Source organism: Halopseudomonas aestusnigri (assembly GCF_002197985.1).
Classification (GTDB): Bacteria; Pseudomonadota; Gammaproteobacteria; order Pseudomonadales; family Pseudomonadaceae; genus Halopseudomonas; species Halopseudomonas aestusnigri.
This window is the reverse complement of sequence record NZ_NBYK01000002.1, coordinates 427,839-442,993: the sequence shown is the minus strand read 5'-3', so window position 1 is coordinate 442,993 and position 15,155 is coordinate 427,839. Positions and strand designations below refer to the sequence as shown.

Here is a 15,155-nt window from a genome sequence, read left to right as displayed (position 1 = left end):
CGGGTGCCCGGGGGGATCGCCAAGGGGGGCTGGGCAAGCAGCCCCCCTTGGCTCGCCGTGAAGGCGAAATACTGACTCAGCAACAGCACGTCTATGCAATGGAAAACGGCAGGGGCGGTTCGCACAGAAATTCCGCAAAGAGCCTTTTATGCGCCTGCGTGCGGAGTATGCTGAGCTATCTTGTAATACCAATAACCCAGGAGGCAGGAATGAAACGAACGCTGACAACGCTGGTGTTGAGCGGTCTGGCTGGTATGGCGCAGGCGGATATCACCGTGCAGACGGTGCCTTACGAAATCGACGGCCAGCCCTATGAAGGCTTGCTGGTCTTTGATGAGGCGGTCACCACACCGCGTCCGGGGGTACTGATGGTGCCCAACTGGATGGGGGTCACCGAGGCTGCGGCCGAGAAGGCGGCCAAGGTGGCTGGTTCGGAGTATGTGGTGTTTGTAGCAGACATGTATGGCCGTGATATCCGTCCGCAGAATGCGGACGAAGCGGCTGCTGCGGCCACCACGGTCCGCAACGATCGGCCGATGATGCGGGCGCGAGCTAATGCCGCCCTGGACGTACTGCGTGCCCAACAGGGGGCGGTCCCGCTGGATATTGATAATCTGGCGGCCATCGGCTTCTGTTTTGGCGGCGGAACGGTACTTGAGCTTGCCCGCTCCGGTACGGAAATTCGCGGCGTCGTCTCCTTCCACGGTAACCTGGATACCCCCAATCCTGATGACGCCAAGGCTATTCGCATGCCGGTTCTGGTTCTTCATGGTGCGGACGATCCCTTCGTGCCGGAGCAGCAGGTTGCCGATTTCAGTGGAGAAATGCGTGCTGCCAATGTTGACTGGCAGTTGATCAGCTATGGTGGTGCTGTCCATTCGTTCAGCGACCCCTACGCGGCGATGCCGGGGAAGGCTGAATACAATCCGGTGGTTGCCAAGCGTGCTTTCTCGGCCATGAAGCAATTCTTTGCTGAGGTGATGGACTGAAACGGGCAGCAGCGGTGAGCGTTCGCTACCGCTGCTGCTGTGTCTGGTTGGCGGATAAGCTGCGGCACGTTCGCTTCATCGACAACAGTGATGGTGACACCTTGGTCACCCGCCAGCCGCTCTGGCTGGCATAATCAGAGCAGGCCTACCGCCGGGTGAGCCAAATAAGAAGAACAATCAACAATACTGGAGATGGGTATGTCGCAACCTGAACAACCTGGTTGGCGCTGGGGGCCGTTTACCTTCCGCTTGCCGTTCTATCACTCCAAACTGTGCTGGCCGGAGTTCTTTCAGGGCCTGCTGATCGCAGCCGCAACAGGCCTGTCGCTGGTCCCGCTGATGACCGGCTTTTTCGGTCTGAGCTTCGAAGAGGCCGTCGCCGTCTCGCTTATTCATTCGGTTCTGATCACCTCGTCGATCATCGTCTTCGGCGAACCTTACGCACCGGGCTGGATTACGCCGGCCCTGCCGCTGGTACTCGCCTTTGTGCTTGGTGGCTACGAAACCCCGGATGAGCGCTTCCAGGCGATGACTGCGTTATCTCTGGATTTTGCGCTGTTGCTGTTTTTGCTGGGTATCACCGGGCTTGGCAAACGTTTCATGCTCTGGCTACCCGACACGCTGAAAGCGGGGATTATCCTTGGCGCCGCTATCGCCGCGCTGAAAAGGGTGTTGGTCGACGACGCTGATCGTTTTCTGCTGCAACAGCCGATCGCAACGACCATTGCCTGCGCGGTTTGCCTGATCTTTGCTTTCAGCCTGCCCATGGCCAAACTGAAAGAAAAATACCGTTTCTTCGCGCTGCTTGGCGCACTCGGCCTGCTGCCCGGCTTTGTGCTGGCGGGCATTATCGGCCCGATGGTGGGTGAGGTGACCTACGACATTCAGTGGGGCATCCTGATTCCGCCGCTGGGCGATGCCTGGGCCAAAGTGTCGCCGTTTGCCATTGGCTGGCCAAGCATGGAGATGTTCATTCAGGGTATGCCGCTGGCCCTGATCACCTACGTGATCCTGTTCGGCGATCTGGTGACCGGTAACGAAGTCATTCGTGAAGGCCTGCAAAACCGCCAGGATGAGCACATCGACATCAACCCGACCCGCTCGCACATCTCTCTGGCCATTCGTAACGCGCTTATGGGTATCAGCGCGCCATTCTTCCCGACCCAGGGGGCACTGTGGACCGGCGTGCACGTGATCATCATGCAGCGCTGGAAACAGGGCAAGGAAGCGATGGGCAGCCTGCACAGCGGTCTGGCGTCCTATTACCTGATGGGCTTGCCGATCCTGTTCTTCCTGCTGCCGCTGCTGACCGGGCTGAAGCCGCTGCTTGGGATTGCGCTGTCGCTGACGCTGGTATTGACCGGGTTTGCCTGCGCCTATATCGCCATGGCGATTCCCAAGAACAACACCTCCCGCGGTGCGGTGGTGTTGATCGGTGCCGCACTGGCGTTCTTCGAGCCCTGGATCGGCCTGCTGATCGGTATTGCAACCACATTGCTGCTGGTCGGCTGGGACCGTAACCCGGACCCGATTCCGCACGAGGACTGAGCGCAGCTCCGCCGCCGTACATGCGGTACACTTCGAGGGCCTGAACGCGTTTGCGCTCAGGCCCTTTGTGTTTTCAGCCATTCCTTTTTCTGCCGAGAGTTGCCGTGCGCCCACGCTCCGACAGCCAGTACGCCGGTGGCCCGGTCAACTGGCGCATCATCTTTGATCTGTTGCCCTATCTGCGCGAGTTTCGCGGACGGGTGGTGTTGGCCATGCTCTGCATGCTGGTTGCCAAGTTGGCCGGCGTAGCGGTGCCCTGGCTGCTCAAGCTGATTGTTGATCATTTTGAAAGTGCCGCCGATGCGCTGGTACTGGTCCCTGCGGCTTTATTGCTGTTCTATGGCGTGCTGCGCTTCTCCTCCGTTTTTTTCGGTGAACTGCGCGATGCGGTCTTTGCCCGTGTTGCCGAGCGGGCGATGCGGCGCATCTCGCTGCAGGTGTTTGAGCACCTGCACCGGCTTGACCTCGGTTTTCATCTGTCGCGGCGCACCGGCGGTCTGGCTCGTGACATCGAGCGTGGCACGTCAGGCATCAGCTTTCTGTTGCGCTTTATGGTGTTCAACATTCTGCCAACGCTGATCGAGATTGGCCTGATCAGTGTGATTCTGCTGGCCAACTTCAGCGCGGTGTACGCGGCGGCCGTGCTGGTGGCGGTGCTGCTGTATGGCAGTTTCTCCATCTGGTGCACCGAGTGGCGCAACCGCTTCGTGCGCGAAAGCAATCAGATGGACAACCGCTCCAATACCCGCGCGATCGATAGCCTGCTGAATTTCGAAACGGTCAAATATTTCGGCAACGAGGCGTTTGAAGCCAGCGAGTACGACCGCAACCTGCAGGACTGGGAAGCGGCTCGGATGAAGAACCGGCTGTCGCTGGTGGCACTCAACTCGGGGCAGGCGCTGATTATCGCGGGGGCTGTCACCTTGATGATGGTGCTGGCGGCGCGCGAGGTCAGCGCCGGCAGCATGACCGTTGGTGAGCTGGTGATGATCAATGCCTACATGATTCAGCTGTTTATTCCGCTCAACTTCCTCGGTTTCGTCTACCGTGAGATCCGCGAGGCATTGACCAACATCGAGCGGCTGTTCACGCTGCTGCGCGCGCCGCTCAAGGTAGTGGACGCTGAAAATGCCAAGGCGCTGCAACTGCATGGAGCATCAGTTCGCTTTCATGATGTGCACTATCGCTACGATCAGGGGCGTGAGGTGCTGAAAGGCATTACTCTCGAGATCCCGGCGGGACAGACCCTGGCGATTGTCGGTGCCAGCGGTGCCGGCAAGTCGACCCTCGCGCGGCTGCTGTTTCGTTTCTACGACTTAGACAGCGGCAGCATCAGCATCGACGGCCAAGATATTCGCAGCGTGACTCAGGACAGCCTGCGCCGCGCCATCGGCGTGGTGCCTCAGGACACGGTGCTGTTCAATGCCAGCATCGGCTACAACGTCGCATACGGCGCACCGGGCGCCAGCGAGGACGAAATCTGGCGAGTGCTGGAGCTGGCGCAGCTGGATACCTTCGTGCGCAGCCTGCCGCAGAAACTGGATACCCCGGTGGGTGAACGTGGCCTGAAGCTCTCCGGCGGCGAAAAGCAGCGTATTGCCATCGCCCGCGTCCTGCTCAAGAACCCGCCGATTCTGATTCTGGATGAAGCCACCGCATCGCTCGATACCCACGCTGAACGCCGCATTCTCGACGCCCTCAACCTGGTTGCCGAGCGTCGTACCACCCTGGCCATCGCTCACCGTCTCTCGACGATCGTCCACGCCGACAACATTGCCGTGATTGATCAGGGCGAGGTAGTGGAGCAGGGCACCCACGCCCAACTGCTGGCCAGGCAGGGTGCCTACGCGCGGCTGTGGGCAGATCAGCAACGGGAGCGAATTGAGGTTGCGGAAGCCTGATTCACCACCTGAATCTCCCTTGCGGCTGCATGCCAAAGGGGCAAACAATGGGCCTCACGCAGATAACAACAAGGAGCGGTGATGAGTAGCGTAATCGAGCGGTGGCACAAGGTTGTCGAGGCACAGAATCCGAGCGGTCTGGCAGATCTGCTGGCCGATGAGGTGGTCTTTCATTCGCCGGTGGTGCATACCCCGCAGGTTGGCAAGCCGATCACCACGCTGTACCTGTCAGCGGCGTTCAAGACGCTGAACGAGCCCGGGCATTTCAGGTATTTGCGTGAAGTCGTTGATGGCAACAACGCGGTACTGGAATTTCAGACCGAGATTGACGGTATTACCATCAATGGCATCGACATGATCCAGTGGAATGACGAAGGCAAGATCGTTGACTTCAAGGTCATGGTTCGGCCACTCAAGGCGGTCAATGCGATTCACGCTGCCATGGGTCGCATGCTTGACGCGATCAAGCCCTCCAAAGCCTGATATACCGTGGACAAGGCCGCCGGGGAGCTCTGGCCGGCCTTGATTGCCAGGCCTTGCGCTCCACAGTCATTGACCGATTATGGATGCGCCGGACCGACCGCATGTCTCAAAGACGTGCCCTGCCGGTACCCAAAGGCACCCATGCTGTGCGCCAGCGGTGCCTGACACCGAAAAGTCCCACCCAGGCCAGAATGCAGAGCGCGGCGAACAGCCACAGTCCAAGCTGATAGTCGCCACTGTGTTGCTTGATGGCCCCCAGACCTGCGGCCAGGATAAAACCGCCAACGCCGCCGGCCATTCCTATCAATCCGGTCATCACACCCATTTCACGCGAAAAGCGCTGGGGTACCAGCTGAAACACAGCACCGTTACCCATCCCCAAACCCAGCATTGCGATAACAAACAGGCCTAGGGCTGCCCAGGCATCGGACAGGTTGAGACCAACGATAGCGATACAGCCAGAGGCAATCGCATACATCATCAGCAAAGCTCGAATGCCGCCAACGCGGTCGGCCAGCATACCGCCAACTGGCCGCATCAGGCTGCCGACCATCACGCAGGCCGCTGTGTAATAACCGGCGCGAACCGGATCAAGGTCGTATTCGTCGCTGAAGTACCCGGGTAGCGCACTGGCCAGGCCGATGAAGCCACCGAAGGTAATGCTGTAGAAGAACATGAACCATGCACTGTCGACATCGCGCAGCGCCCGGGCGTAGTCGATCAGCGCGGCAGGCGCAGGACGGCTGGGCGCATTGCGTGCCAGCAGCAAAAACACAAGCAGGGTGATACTCAGCGGGATAAGCGCCAGCCCGAACACGTTCTGCCAGCCGAACAGATAGGCCAGCCCGGGTGCAAAAAGCGCGCCCAGGACTGTCCCGGAATTGCCGGCACCGGCTATGCCCAGGGCTGTTCCCTGATGCTCGGGCGGATACCATTGTGACGCCAGCGGAAGGGCAACGGCAAAGGACGCGCCCGCAAAGCCGAGACCCAACCCCAGCAGCAGCGTTTGCTCGTAGCTGTCGATGCCAAGCAGCCAGGCGATCGACAGCGAGAGTATGACGACCAACTGGCCGATAACACCTGCCAGTTTCGGCGACAGGCGGTCTGCCAAAAAGCCAAGCAGCAGCCGCAGGAGCGCGCCGGATAGAATCGGTGTGGCAACCATGATGCCCCGTTGCTGCGCGCTAAGCGCCAGATCGGTAGCGATTTGCACCGCCAACGGACCCAGCAGGTACCAGACCATGAAGCTGATATCAAAATATAGAAACGCCGAAATTAGCGTGGGTGTGTGGCCTGATTTCCAGAACGAAGTACTCATTCGATAGTCCTGTCGGTACTGCTAAGCGCTTTTAATTGTCTGTTGGCTGGTGTTCACACAGGCACAAGCGCCTTTGCCAAGCCATCGCAATTGCGAGCCGGCAAAAACGCTATGTTGGAGGCTGGCAGCCCATATCGCACCGCAATATCGACGCAGATTCTGTGCCAAATGGGCTGGAGTATTAGCGGATAATCATCACGGACCGTTTTGACTGTTGCACGACGCGCAGCGCGTTGGTGCCAAGCAGGTAGTCTTCAAGCCGTTTACGCTTGTGAGACGCCATCACGATCAAATCAACATCCAGCTTGCGCGCGACCCGGAGGATAGCCTCATAAGCTTTGCCGTCGGCGACGATGCGCTGCACTTTGACGCCTTTGGGCACGTGCTCGGCAACAAAGGCCTTAAGCCCGTCACTGATGGTTTTTTTGGCCTGTTCGGCAAATTCGCGCGGAAAGAAGCCGCCGACCAGAGGCATGCCGAAGTCGGGAACAACGGTCACGATGTGCAAGGATGCCTGATAGGTCTGGCACAGATTCAGAGCGGTTGGCAGCGCCTTTTCCCATGATTGCTTGTGGTTGAGGTCGATTGGCAACAGTATCTTGTCGTACATGATCATTTCCTTACGCATGGGCGCCGGCAGGGCGCCGACGCCATTGCAGTCCGAACACCAGCAGGAATACCCCAACGGCCGGAATCCACATCCATTCCTTGGCCCAGCGATCTACCGGAGCCAGAATTTCGACGATCTCCTGATCGAACTCAAAGCCCAGGTCCGCTGCGGGACTGCCATAGGTCACCATATCAACGATTGTCCGGTCGCCATCTTCCATCAGTAGCAAGCCCAGTTTGTTCAGGCGTTCAGCGCCATTGGCCCCTTCGGGAACCGGGACCAGCACAAAGAAGGTCCGTGGCTGCCCGATGTCATCCTCCCCGGCGACCTGAACACGCAGGTTGCTGCCCTTATCAAGTCGCTCAAGGGATTGCTCCAGCTGGGCGGGCGGAATTGAACGATAGGGGTCATGAACGATATCCATCCAGAAGCCCGGACGGAACAGGGTGAAGGCGACCAGCAGCAACAACAGGCTTTCATACCGGCGGCTCTTGACGACCAGCCAGCCCTGGGTGGCCGCTGCGAAGATCAGCATCGCGATGGTGGCCACCACGAAAATGATGATGCCGTGCAGCAGGTCCACGTCGATCAGCAGCAGATCAGTGTTGAAGATGAACAGGAAGGGCAGTGCGGCTGTGCGCAGGCTGTAATAGAAGGCCTGAAACCCGGTTCGGATAGGGTCGCCACCCGATACCGCAGCTGCGGCAAAGGAAGCCAGACCAACTGGCGGCGTCACATCGGCCATGATGCCGAAATAGAACACGAACAGATGCACTGCGATCAGGGGCACCAGCAGGCCGCTTTCCTGCCCCAAGGTCACGATGACCGGGGCCAGCAGGGCCGAAACTACGATGTAGTTGGCCGTAGTCGGCAGGCCCATACCAAGGATCAGGCTGAGTACCGCAGTCAGCATCAGCATCAGCATCAGGTTGCCCATCGACAGAATTTCAACCAGGTCAGCCAGCACCAGGCCAACGCCGGTTTGCGAGACTGCACCGACGATAATCCCTGCAGTCGCGGTGGCAATGCCAATACCAATCATGTTGCGCGCACCGGCTACCAGCCCCTGCCAGAGCTCTTCAAAGCCTTGGCGTAGCGCGCTGCCGGTATCGCCATCTCCACGAAACGCCGCCATCAGCGGGCGTTGGGTGAGCATGATCACGATCATCAGGATCGTTGCCCAAAATGCCGACAACCCGGGGGAGAGGTGCTCAACCATCAGGCACCAGATCAGCACGATCACCGGCAGGATGAAATGCAGCCCGGACATGACCGTCGGACGGGTCTGCGGCAGGTGAACCACCGGGGAGTTGGGGTCGTCCAGTTCCAGTTCCGGGTAGCGTGAACCGATCTTCAGCAGCCCGATATAAACGATGGCAAGGGCACCAGCAATCACCCAGCCGGCGGCGTCTCCCAGCGCCGGCTTAAGCCAGCCCAGGCCGTAATAGACCGCGAACGACAGTGCCATCAACAGCAGCAGGCCGGTGAGAAAACCAATGATTTTGCGTAGCAGCGGACGGGGTGGATTGCTGCTCTGCAGGCCCTGCATACCGGCCTTGACCGCTTCCAGATGAACGATATAAATCAGTGCGATATAGGAAATCAGCGCCGGCAAAAAGGCATGCTTGATGACGTCGACATAGGAAATGCCGACGTACTCGACCATCAGGAAGGCGGCAGCACCCATCACCGGGGGCATGATCTGGCCGTTGACCGAGGAGGCAACTTCAACCGCGCCGGCCTTTTCCGCCGAGAACCCGACCCGTTTCATCATCGGGATGGTGAAGGTGCCGGTGGTAACAGTGTTGGCGATGGAGGAGCCCGAGATCAGGCCGGTCATGCCGGAGGCGACCACAGCAGCTTTAGCCGGTCCGCCTCGGTAATGTCCCAGCAGCGAGAAGGCAACCTTGATGAAGTAGTTGCCGGCGCCGGCCTTATCGAGCAGTGAACCAAACAGCACGAACAGGAAGACGAAGCTGGTCGATACGCCCAATGCAATGCCGAATACGCCCTGTGCGGTGAGCCACTGGTGGTTGGTCAGCGCTTCCAGGCTGACGCCACGGTGTGCGAGGATGCCGGGCATATAGGGGCCGGCCACCGAATAGATGATGAAGACCAGCGCAACGATCATCAGCGGCGGGCCGAGCGCTCTTCGCGTAGCTTCGAGCAGCAGGATCAGCCCCGTCACGGCAACCACGACATCCTGGGTTGTCGGCCTGCCGGGGCGCTCTGCTAGCTCGGCATAAAACAGATAAAGATACGCGGCGCAGAAAGCGGCGATCAGCGCCAGAATCCAGTCAATAGCCGGCACATACTCTCGCGGCGAGCGCTTGAACGCGGGGTAGGCCATAAAGCCGAGAAACACCGCAAAAGCCAGGTGTATCGAGCGCGCCTCGGTACTGTTGAATACACCAAAGCCGACCAGAAAAGGCAGCGGCGAGGCGATCCACAGCTGAAACAGCGACCATATCGCTGCAATGCCCATCAGCAGATTTTTGGCCAGGCCGGTGGGCTTGCGGGCACCGGTATCACTGGTGGCGACCAGATCTTCCAGTTCAGTGTTGAGGTCGGTGGCGTCGCTTGGTTGGCTCATGGCTGCGCGCTTCTCCTGTGCATTTTGATTATGGTGCGGCAGTTGTTCTGCTGGTGCAGCATGCCTGTGGGCGCCGCGATAGGAACGAGATCTTGTGGACCCGCGTCCGGGGCTGCCGAAATGGCGGCAGCAAGGTAAATCGGGTAACCGAAAACAGCCGGGCCACCCCTGAGGATGGCCCGTTTGGTGTTACATCCAGCCGCGTTCCTTGTAGTAGCGGATGGCGCCTTCGTGCAGCGGTGCCGAGAGGCCGTCCTTGATCATTTCCTCTTCCTTCAGGGTGGCAAAGGCCGGGTGCAGGCGCTTGAAGCGGTCGAAGTTCTCGAATACCGCCTTCACTGTCTGGTAGACAGTCTCGTCATCGGTAGCTGTGGAGGCTACCAGCGTTGCACGCACGCCGAAGGTCTCGGTGTCGGCGTCATTGCCACGATACAGGCCGCCCGGAATGATCGCCTTGGCGTAGTAGGGGCGCTCGCTGATCAACTGATCGATTTCCGGCCCGGATACCGATACCAGGTTGGCGTCGACAGTGGTGGTGGCCTCCTGAATGGAGCCGTTCGGATGACCGACGACATACACCATGGCGTCGATGTTGTTGTCACCCAGCGCAGCGGCCTGCTCGGCTGCATCAAGCGCAGAGGCCAGGGCAAAGTCGTCAACTGTCCAGCCCAGCGCCTGCATAACAACGTCCATGGTATCGCGCTGACCTGAGCCCGGATTGCCGATGTTGACGCGCTTGCCCTTGAGGTCCTTAACGCCGGTGATGTTGGCGTCGTTACGGGCTACGATAGTGAGCGGCTCACCATGCAGGGCGAACAGGGCACGCATGTCACTGAAGGGGCCTTCGGATTCAAAGCTCTGAATGCCTTCATAGGATTTGTACTGAATGTCCGATTGCACCACGCCCATGTTCATCTCACCGCCACGGATAGCGTTGACGTTGGCAACCGAACCACCGCTGGAGGGAGCGTTGCAACGAATGCCGTGTTCGGCTGAATTGCGGTTGAGCAGGCGGCAGACCGATTGACCGACGACGTAATAAACACCGGTCTGACCACCGGTACCGATGGTGACAAAGGTTTCGGCTGCCGCGGTTGTTGCACCCAGTGAAGCGTATCCGATTGTGGCTGAGAACAGCAGGGCAAGGGATTTGCGCATCATGTGATGTAGCTCCTTTTTCTGATTGTCTGTGGCGACTGCAAGACAGCAGCCCGCCAGCGTGCAAGGCCCGATCCTGTAACAGGGCCGAACACATTCACCTGTTCAGTGTAGTGGATGATTTGAAATCCATTAGGACCTTAACCGCAGCGCCGCGGTCGGGCAACCCTGATGGGGAAACGAAAACCCGGCCTGAAGCCGGGTTTTACGTGCGGATTACTCTACGGGTGGCCAGCCGCCCATCTCGCGCCAGCGATTGACAATGGTGCAAAACAGGTCTGCTGTCTTCTCCGTGTCATATCGCGCCGAGTGGGCCTCGCGGCCGTCGAAGTCGATACCGGCAGCGCTGCAGGCTTTCGCCAGCACTGTCTGACCGTAAGCCAGGCCGCCCAGCGTCGCAGTATCGAAACAGGAGAACGGATGAAACGGATTACGCTTGATCTGTGTGCGCTCGACCGCCGCGTTAAGAAAGCCCAGATCGAAAAAAGCGTTGTGGCCAACCAGAACGGCCCGCTTGCAGCCGGCAGATTTAACGGCCTTTCGGATGTGCTTGAAGATCTCGGTCAGTGCATGCTCTTCGCTTACTGCCTGGCGCAGCGGGTGGTCCAGCTTGATGCCGGTAAACTCCAGTGCCGCCTGTTCAATGTTGGCACCCTCGAAGGGCTCGACACGAAAGAAGGTCGTGTGGTCCGGGTAGACCATCCCTTCTTCATCCATGTTGATGGTGGTGGCTGCGATTTCCAGAAGCGCATCGGTCGCTGCATTGAAACCGCCGGTTTCAACATCAATGACCACCGGGAGAAAGCCCCGGAAACGATAGGCCAGAGGGGATTTGGCCTTGCCGCTTGGCAAGACGTCCTGTTCTTCGCCTTCGAAGTCGAACTCGCTCACGAAATATCCTTTGCTGTGTCGATGTGGAAGGTCAGACCAGGCGCCAGCGAATCTGTTCGCCGGCACGCAGTGGAACAATGCATTGATCGCCGAAGGGCAACTGATCGGCCACGGTCCAGCTGTCGCGTTCCAGGGTGATGGTGTCGGTGTTGCGTGGCAGACCGTAAAAATCGGGGCCGTGGAGGCTGGCAAAACCTTCCAGTTTCTCCAGGGCACCGAGTTCATCGAAGGCTTCTGCATACAGCTCAATGGCCGCGTGAGCGGTATAGCATCCGGCACAGCCACAGGCGGCTTCCTTGGCATGGCGGGCATGGGGAGCCGAATCTGTGCCGAGGAAGAATTTGCTGCAGCCGGATACGACTGCATCACACAGCGCCTGCTGGTGAGTCTGACGCTTGAGTACCGGCAGGCAGAACAGGTGCGGACGGATGCCGCCAACCAGCATGTGGTTGCGGTTAAACAGCAGGTGGTGCGCAGTAATGGTTGCGCCAACGTTGGCTGGAGCCTGATTGACAAAGCTCACCGCATCAGCGGTGGTAATGTGCTCGAACACCACACGCAGGGCCGGGAAGCGGTCCACCAGTTTGACAAGCTGCTGGTCGATAAAGGCTTTCTCACGGTCAAAAATGTCGACCTCGGCATGGGTGACCTCACCATGTACCAGCAGCAGCATGCCGACCTCGGCCATTGCTTCCAGCGCCGGATAGATGTTCTCCAGCGCGGTAACGCCAGACTGCGAGTTCGTGGTAGCACCGGCCGGATACAGCTTGGCGGCAACCACCAGGCCACTGGCGTGCGCCTGACGCACAATCTCCGGAGAGGTTTTGTCGGTCAGGTACAAGACCATTAGCGGTTCAAAACCGGAACCGGCCGGGCGTGCAGCCAAAATGCGTTCGCGGTAACCAGCGGCTTCCTCAGCGTCACGTACCGGGGGTACCAGGTTCGGCATGATAATGGCGCGGCCGAAGGCGCGAGCTGCGTCAGGTACGGTGTGCTGCAGTACTGCGCCATCGCGCAGGTGAATATGCCAGTCGTCCGGGCGAATAAGCGTCAGGCGGTCGGTCATGCGTGGGGTTCCAGTCCAGATCAATGGCGCAATGCTAACCCAATCAACCCGGCTTTGACACTCCGAGGGCGCCTGTGCACAACGTTAGCCGGCAGATCAGCCACTATGGGTACGCCGTCCAGGCCAGAATCCCGATTGCGGTGACGCCCGGCATTTTTTTGATTTGCAGGATAAAGTTTTTCCCGCACGCGCCGATGACACAGGCAATAGAAGCAGGCGCCCCGGTTTTCAGGGGGCGGCAATCGGAGAACCGTGTGACACGAATCCCTCTGGTCGTTCTGGCAGCGCTAACGTTTTCTGCCGAGGCAATGACCTTTCAGACCCGCATGGAAGACGTGCAATGGCAGGTCGAAGGGGATCAGTTTGCCTGCCGATTGACTCAGTCAGTCGCAGGATACGGTGAGGCGAGCTTTGTGCGGCGTGCCGGAGAGCATCCGCAATTCGAATTGAAAGCCTGGGATAACCCGATGCGCCCCGGCCCGGCCCAGGTATTCAACGATCCGCCCCCCTGGCGTCCGGGAACGGCCGCCCAGCCGGTCGGGCAAATTGTGGTAGGCGCGGGTACCTATACCATGATGGCGCCCTATGAGCAGGCTGGCCGCATGCTCGCCGGACTGGCCTCGGGCCTGCAGCCAACCATCATGCGTGGCAGCCAGGTAGGGGGCGATCCAGTCAGGGTGGTGGTTTCCAGTGTGGGCTATCAAAAGGCGCGGCTTGAATTTCAACAATGCATCAGCGGTCTGCTGCCGATCAGTGCGTCGCAGGCAGCCCAGAGCATCATCAGTTTTGGTGCCGGAGGCAGCAATCTGAGCGCCGACGCCAAAACCAGGCTCGACGCCATCCTGCAGTACATAAATGCCGACGAGAACCTCAGTGGTATCATTCTCGACGGCCACTCGGATAACCAGGGCAACCGCCTGGACAACCGGGAGCTGTCACGCCAGCGCGCGCTTGCCGTGCGGGACTACCTGACCGAGCAGGGCGTTGACGAAAACCTGTTTACAATGCGTTTTCATGGCGACAGCTATCCGGTCGCCAGCAATCGCACCGCCGAAGGTCGTGCAGCCAATCGCCGGGTAATGGTGCGGCTGCAGCACGACTGACGCGCAACCCTTGGATCTGCTTTGCTCAATCGGCACAAGACCCGAAAGTCGAAGGCCTCTCCCCTGTGAATCCTGCTGCTCTGGCGCTAGAATAGGCGCTTTCGTCCATTCCCTATGGGGTGGCGGTTCAGTCTTGCTTAAGGGAGCATGTAATGGCAGAAGTCAACAAAGTCGTCCTGGCCTATTCCGGCGGTCTGGATACCTCGGTCATCCTCAAGTGGCTGCAGGAAACCTACAACTGCGAAGTGGTCACCTTCACCGCCGACCTCGGTCAGGGTGAGGAAGTGGAACCTGCACGTGCCAAGGCTCAGGCTATGGGCGTAAAGGAAATCTACATCGACGACCTGCGTGAAGAGTTTGTCCGCGACTTCGTGTTCCCGATGTTCCGTGCCAACACCGTCTATGAAGGCGAGTACCTGCTGGGTACCTCTATCGCCCGTCCGCTGATTGCCAAGCGGCTTATCGAAATTGCCAACGAAACCGGTGGTGACGCCATCTCCCACGGCGCTACCGGCAAAGGCAACGACCAGGTTCGTTTCGAGCTGGGTGCCTACGCGCTCAAGCCTGGCGTTAAAGTGATTGCTCCCTGGCGCGAATGGGATCTGCTGTCCCGCGAAAAATTGATGGATTATGCCGAGAAGCACGGCATTCCGATCGAGCGCCATGGCAAGAAGAAGTCTCCCTACTCGATGGATGCCAACCTGCTGCACATCTCCTATGAAGGTGGCGTGCTGGAAGATACCTGGACCGAGCACGAGGAAGACATGTGGCGTTGGACTGTTTCTCCGGAGAACGCACCGGACCAGGCCACCTACATCGAACTGACCTACCGCAAGGGCGACATCGTAGCGATCGATGGCAAGGACATGACCCCGGCTGAGGTCCTGACCTACCTGAACAAGGTTGGTGGTGCCAATGGTATTGGTCGCCTGGATATCGTTGAGAACCGCTTTGTCGGCATGAAGTCCCGTGGCTGCTACGAGACCCCCGGCGGCACCATCATGCTGAAGGGCCACCGCGCTATCGAGTCCATCACTCTGGACCGTGAAGTTGCGCACCTGAAAGACAGCCTGATGCCGAAGTATGCCGAGCTGATCTACAACGGTTTCTGGTGGAGCCCCGAGCGTGTGATGCTGCAACAGATGATCGATGCGTCCCAGTTGAACGTAAACGGTGTGGTTCGCCTGAAACTGTACAAGGGCAACATCATGGTTGTTGGTCGCAAGTCTGATGACTCTCTGTTCGACGCCAACATCGCTACATTTGAGGACGACGCCGGTGCTTACGACCAGGCCGACGCTGCCGGCTTCATCAAACTGAACGCGTTGCGCATGCGCATCGCAGCCGGTAAAGGTCGCAAGCTGATCTGATCAGCATTCATTGTGACGGCATAACGCCCGGCGAAAGCAATTTCGCCGGGCGTTTTCGTTTATATGTTGCTAGCAGTGGTGGTAAACCGGTAGCTTTGGCTGCATCGACACGCAAGGGTAGCGAT

12 protein-coding genes are annotated in these 15,155 nt (G+C 59.1%); 6 read left to right on the top strand and 6 right to left on the bottom strand.

What is annotated here, in order from left to right; genetic code table 11:
- The first annotated feature begins 209 nt into the window (after positions 1-209).
- The 4 genes from B7O88_RS06100 to B7O88_RS06085 all read left to right on the top strand — a co-directional run bounded on the left by B7O88_RS06100 (position 210) and on the right by B7O88_RS06085 (position 4,921).
- Complete coding sequence (locus B7O88_RS06100) at positions 210-989, top strand: dienelactone hydrolase family protein (protein WP_088274311.1); 780 nt, start codon at positions 210-212, stop codon at positions 987-989.
- Between the two features lie 198 nt (positions 990-1,187).
- The gene (locus B7O88_RS06095) at positions 1,188-2,537 is read left to right on the top strand and encodes a hypothetical protein (protein WP_088274310.1); all 1,350 of its coding nucleotides are present in this window, start codon (positions 1,188-1,190) and stop codon (positions 2,535-2,537) included.
- 104 nt (positions 2,538-2,641) lie between these two features.
- Positions 2,642-4,438 carry an ABCB family ABC transporter ATP-binding protein/permease gene (locus B7O88_RS06090; protein WP_088274309.1) on the top strand — a complete coding sequence of 599 codons (1,797 nt, stop codon included), beginning with the start codon at positions 2,642-2,644 and terminating at the stop codon, positions 4,436-4,438.
- Between the two features lie 81 nt (positions 4,439-4,519).
- On the top strand, positions 4,520-4,921 hold the full coding sequence (locus B7O88_RS06085; protein WP_088274308.1) for a nuclear transport factor 2 family protein: 402 nt from the start codon (positions 4,520-4,522) through the stop codon (positions 4,919-4,921).
- Positions 4,922-5,027: 106 nt separating this feature from the next.
- Here the strand turns inward: B7O88_RS06085 and B7O88_RS06080 are convergent, their stop codons facing one another.
- The 6 genes from B7O88_RS06080 to pyrC all read right to left on the bottom strand — a co-directional run bounded on the left by B7O88_RS06080 (position 5,028) and on the right by pyrC (position 12,557).
- Positions 5,028-6,239 (bottom strand): nitrate/nitrite transporter, encoded by a 1,212-nt coding sequence (locus tag B7O88_RS06080; protein WP_088274307.1) that lies wholly within the window; start codon positions 6,237-6,239, stop codon positions 5,028-5,030.
- Positions 6,240-6,420: 181 nt separating this feature from the next.
- Positions 6,421-6,849, bottom strand: a complete 429-nt coding sequence (locus tag B7O88_RS06075; RefSeq protein WP_088274306.1) for a universal stress protein — start codon at positions 6,847-6,849, stop codon at positions 6,421-6,423.
- A gap of 10 nt (positions 6,850-6,859) precedes the next feature.
- Positions 6,860-9,442, bottom strand: coding sequence for a TRAP transporter permease (locus B7O88_RS06070; RefSeq protein WP_088274305.1), 2,583 nt, complete (start codon positions 9,440-9,442; stop codon positions 6,860-6,862).
- A 189-nt stretch (positions 9,443-9,631) separates the two neighbouring features.
- Positions 9,632-10,603: a TAXI family TRAP transporter solute-binding subunit gene (locus tag B7O88_RS06065; RefSeq protein WP_088274304.1), complete on the bottom strand. Its 972-nt coding sequence runs from the start codon at positions 10,601-10,603 to the stop codon at positions 9,632-9,634.
- Positions 10,604-10,816: 213 nt separating this feature from the next.
- Complete coding sequence (rnt, locus tag B7O88_RS06060) at positions 10,817-11,452, bottom strand: ribonuclease T (RefSeq protein ID WP_412779064.1); 636 nt, start codon at positions 11,450-11,452, stop codon at positions 10,817-10,819.
- A 70-nt stretch (positions 11,453-11,522) separates the two neighbouring features.
- Positions 11,523-12,557: a dihydroorotase gene (pyrC, locus tag B7O88_RS06055; protein WP_088274302.1), complete on the bottom strand. Its 1,035-nt coding sequence runs from the start codon at positions 12,555-12,557 to the stop codon at positions 11,523-11,525.
- 254 nt (positions 12,558-12,811) lie between these two features.
- On the opposite strand from pyrC, the gene B7O88_RS06050 reads away from it, so the two are divergent.
- On the top strand, positions 12,812-13,660 hold the full coding sequence (locus B7O88_RS06050; protein WP_160003149.1) for a flagellar protein MotY: 849 nt from the start codon (positions 12,812-12,814) through the stop codon (positions 13,658-13,660).
- Positions 13,661-13,812: 152 nt separating this feature from the next.
- Positions 13,813-15,030 carry an argininosuccinate synthase gene (locus tag B7O88_RS06045; protein ID WP_088274300.1) on the top strand — a complete coding sequence of 406 codons (1,218 nt, stop codon included), beginning with the start codon at positions 13,813-13,815 and terminating at the stop codon, positions 15,028-15,030.
- The last annotated feature ends 125 nt before the right edge of the window (positions 15,031-15,155 follow it).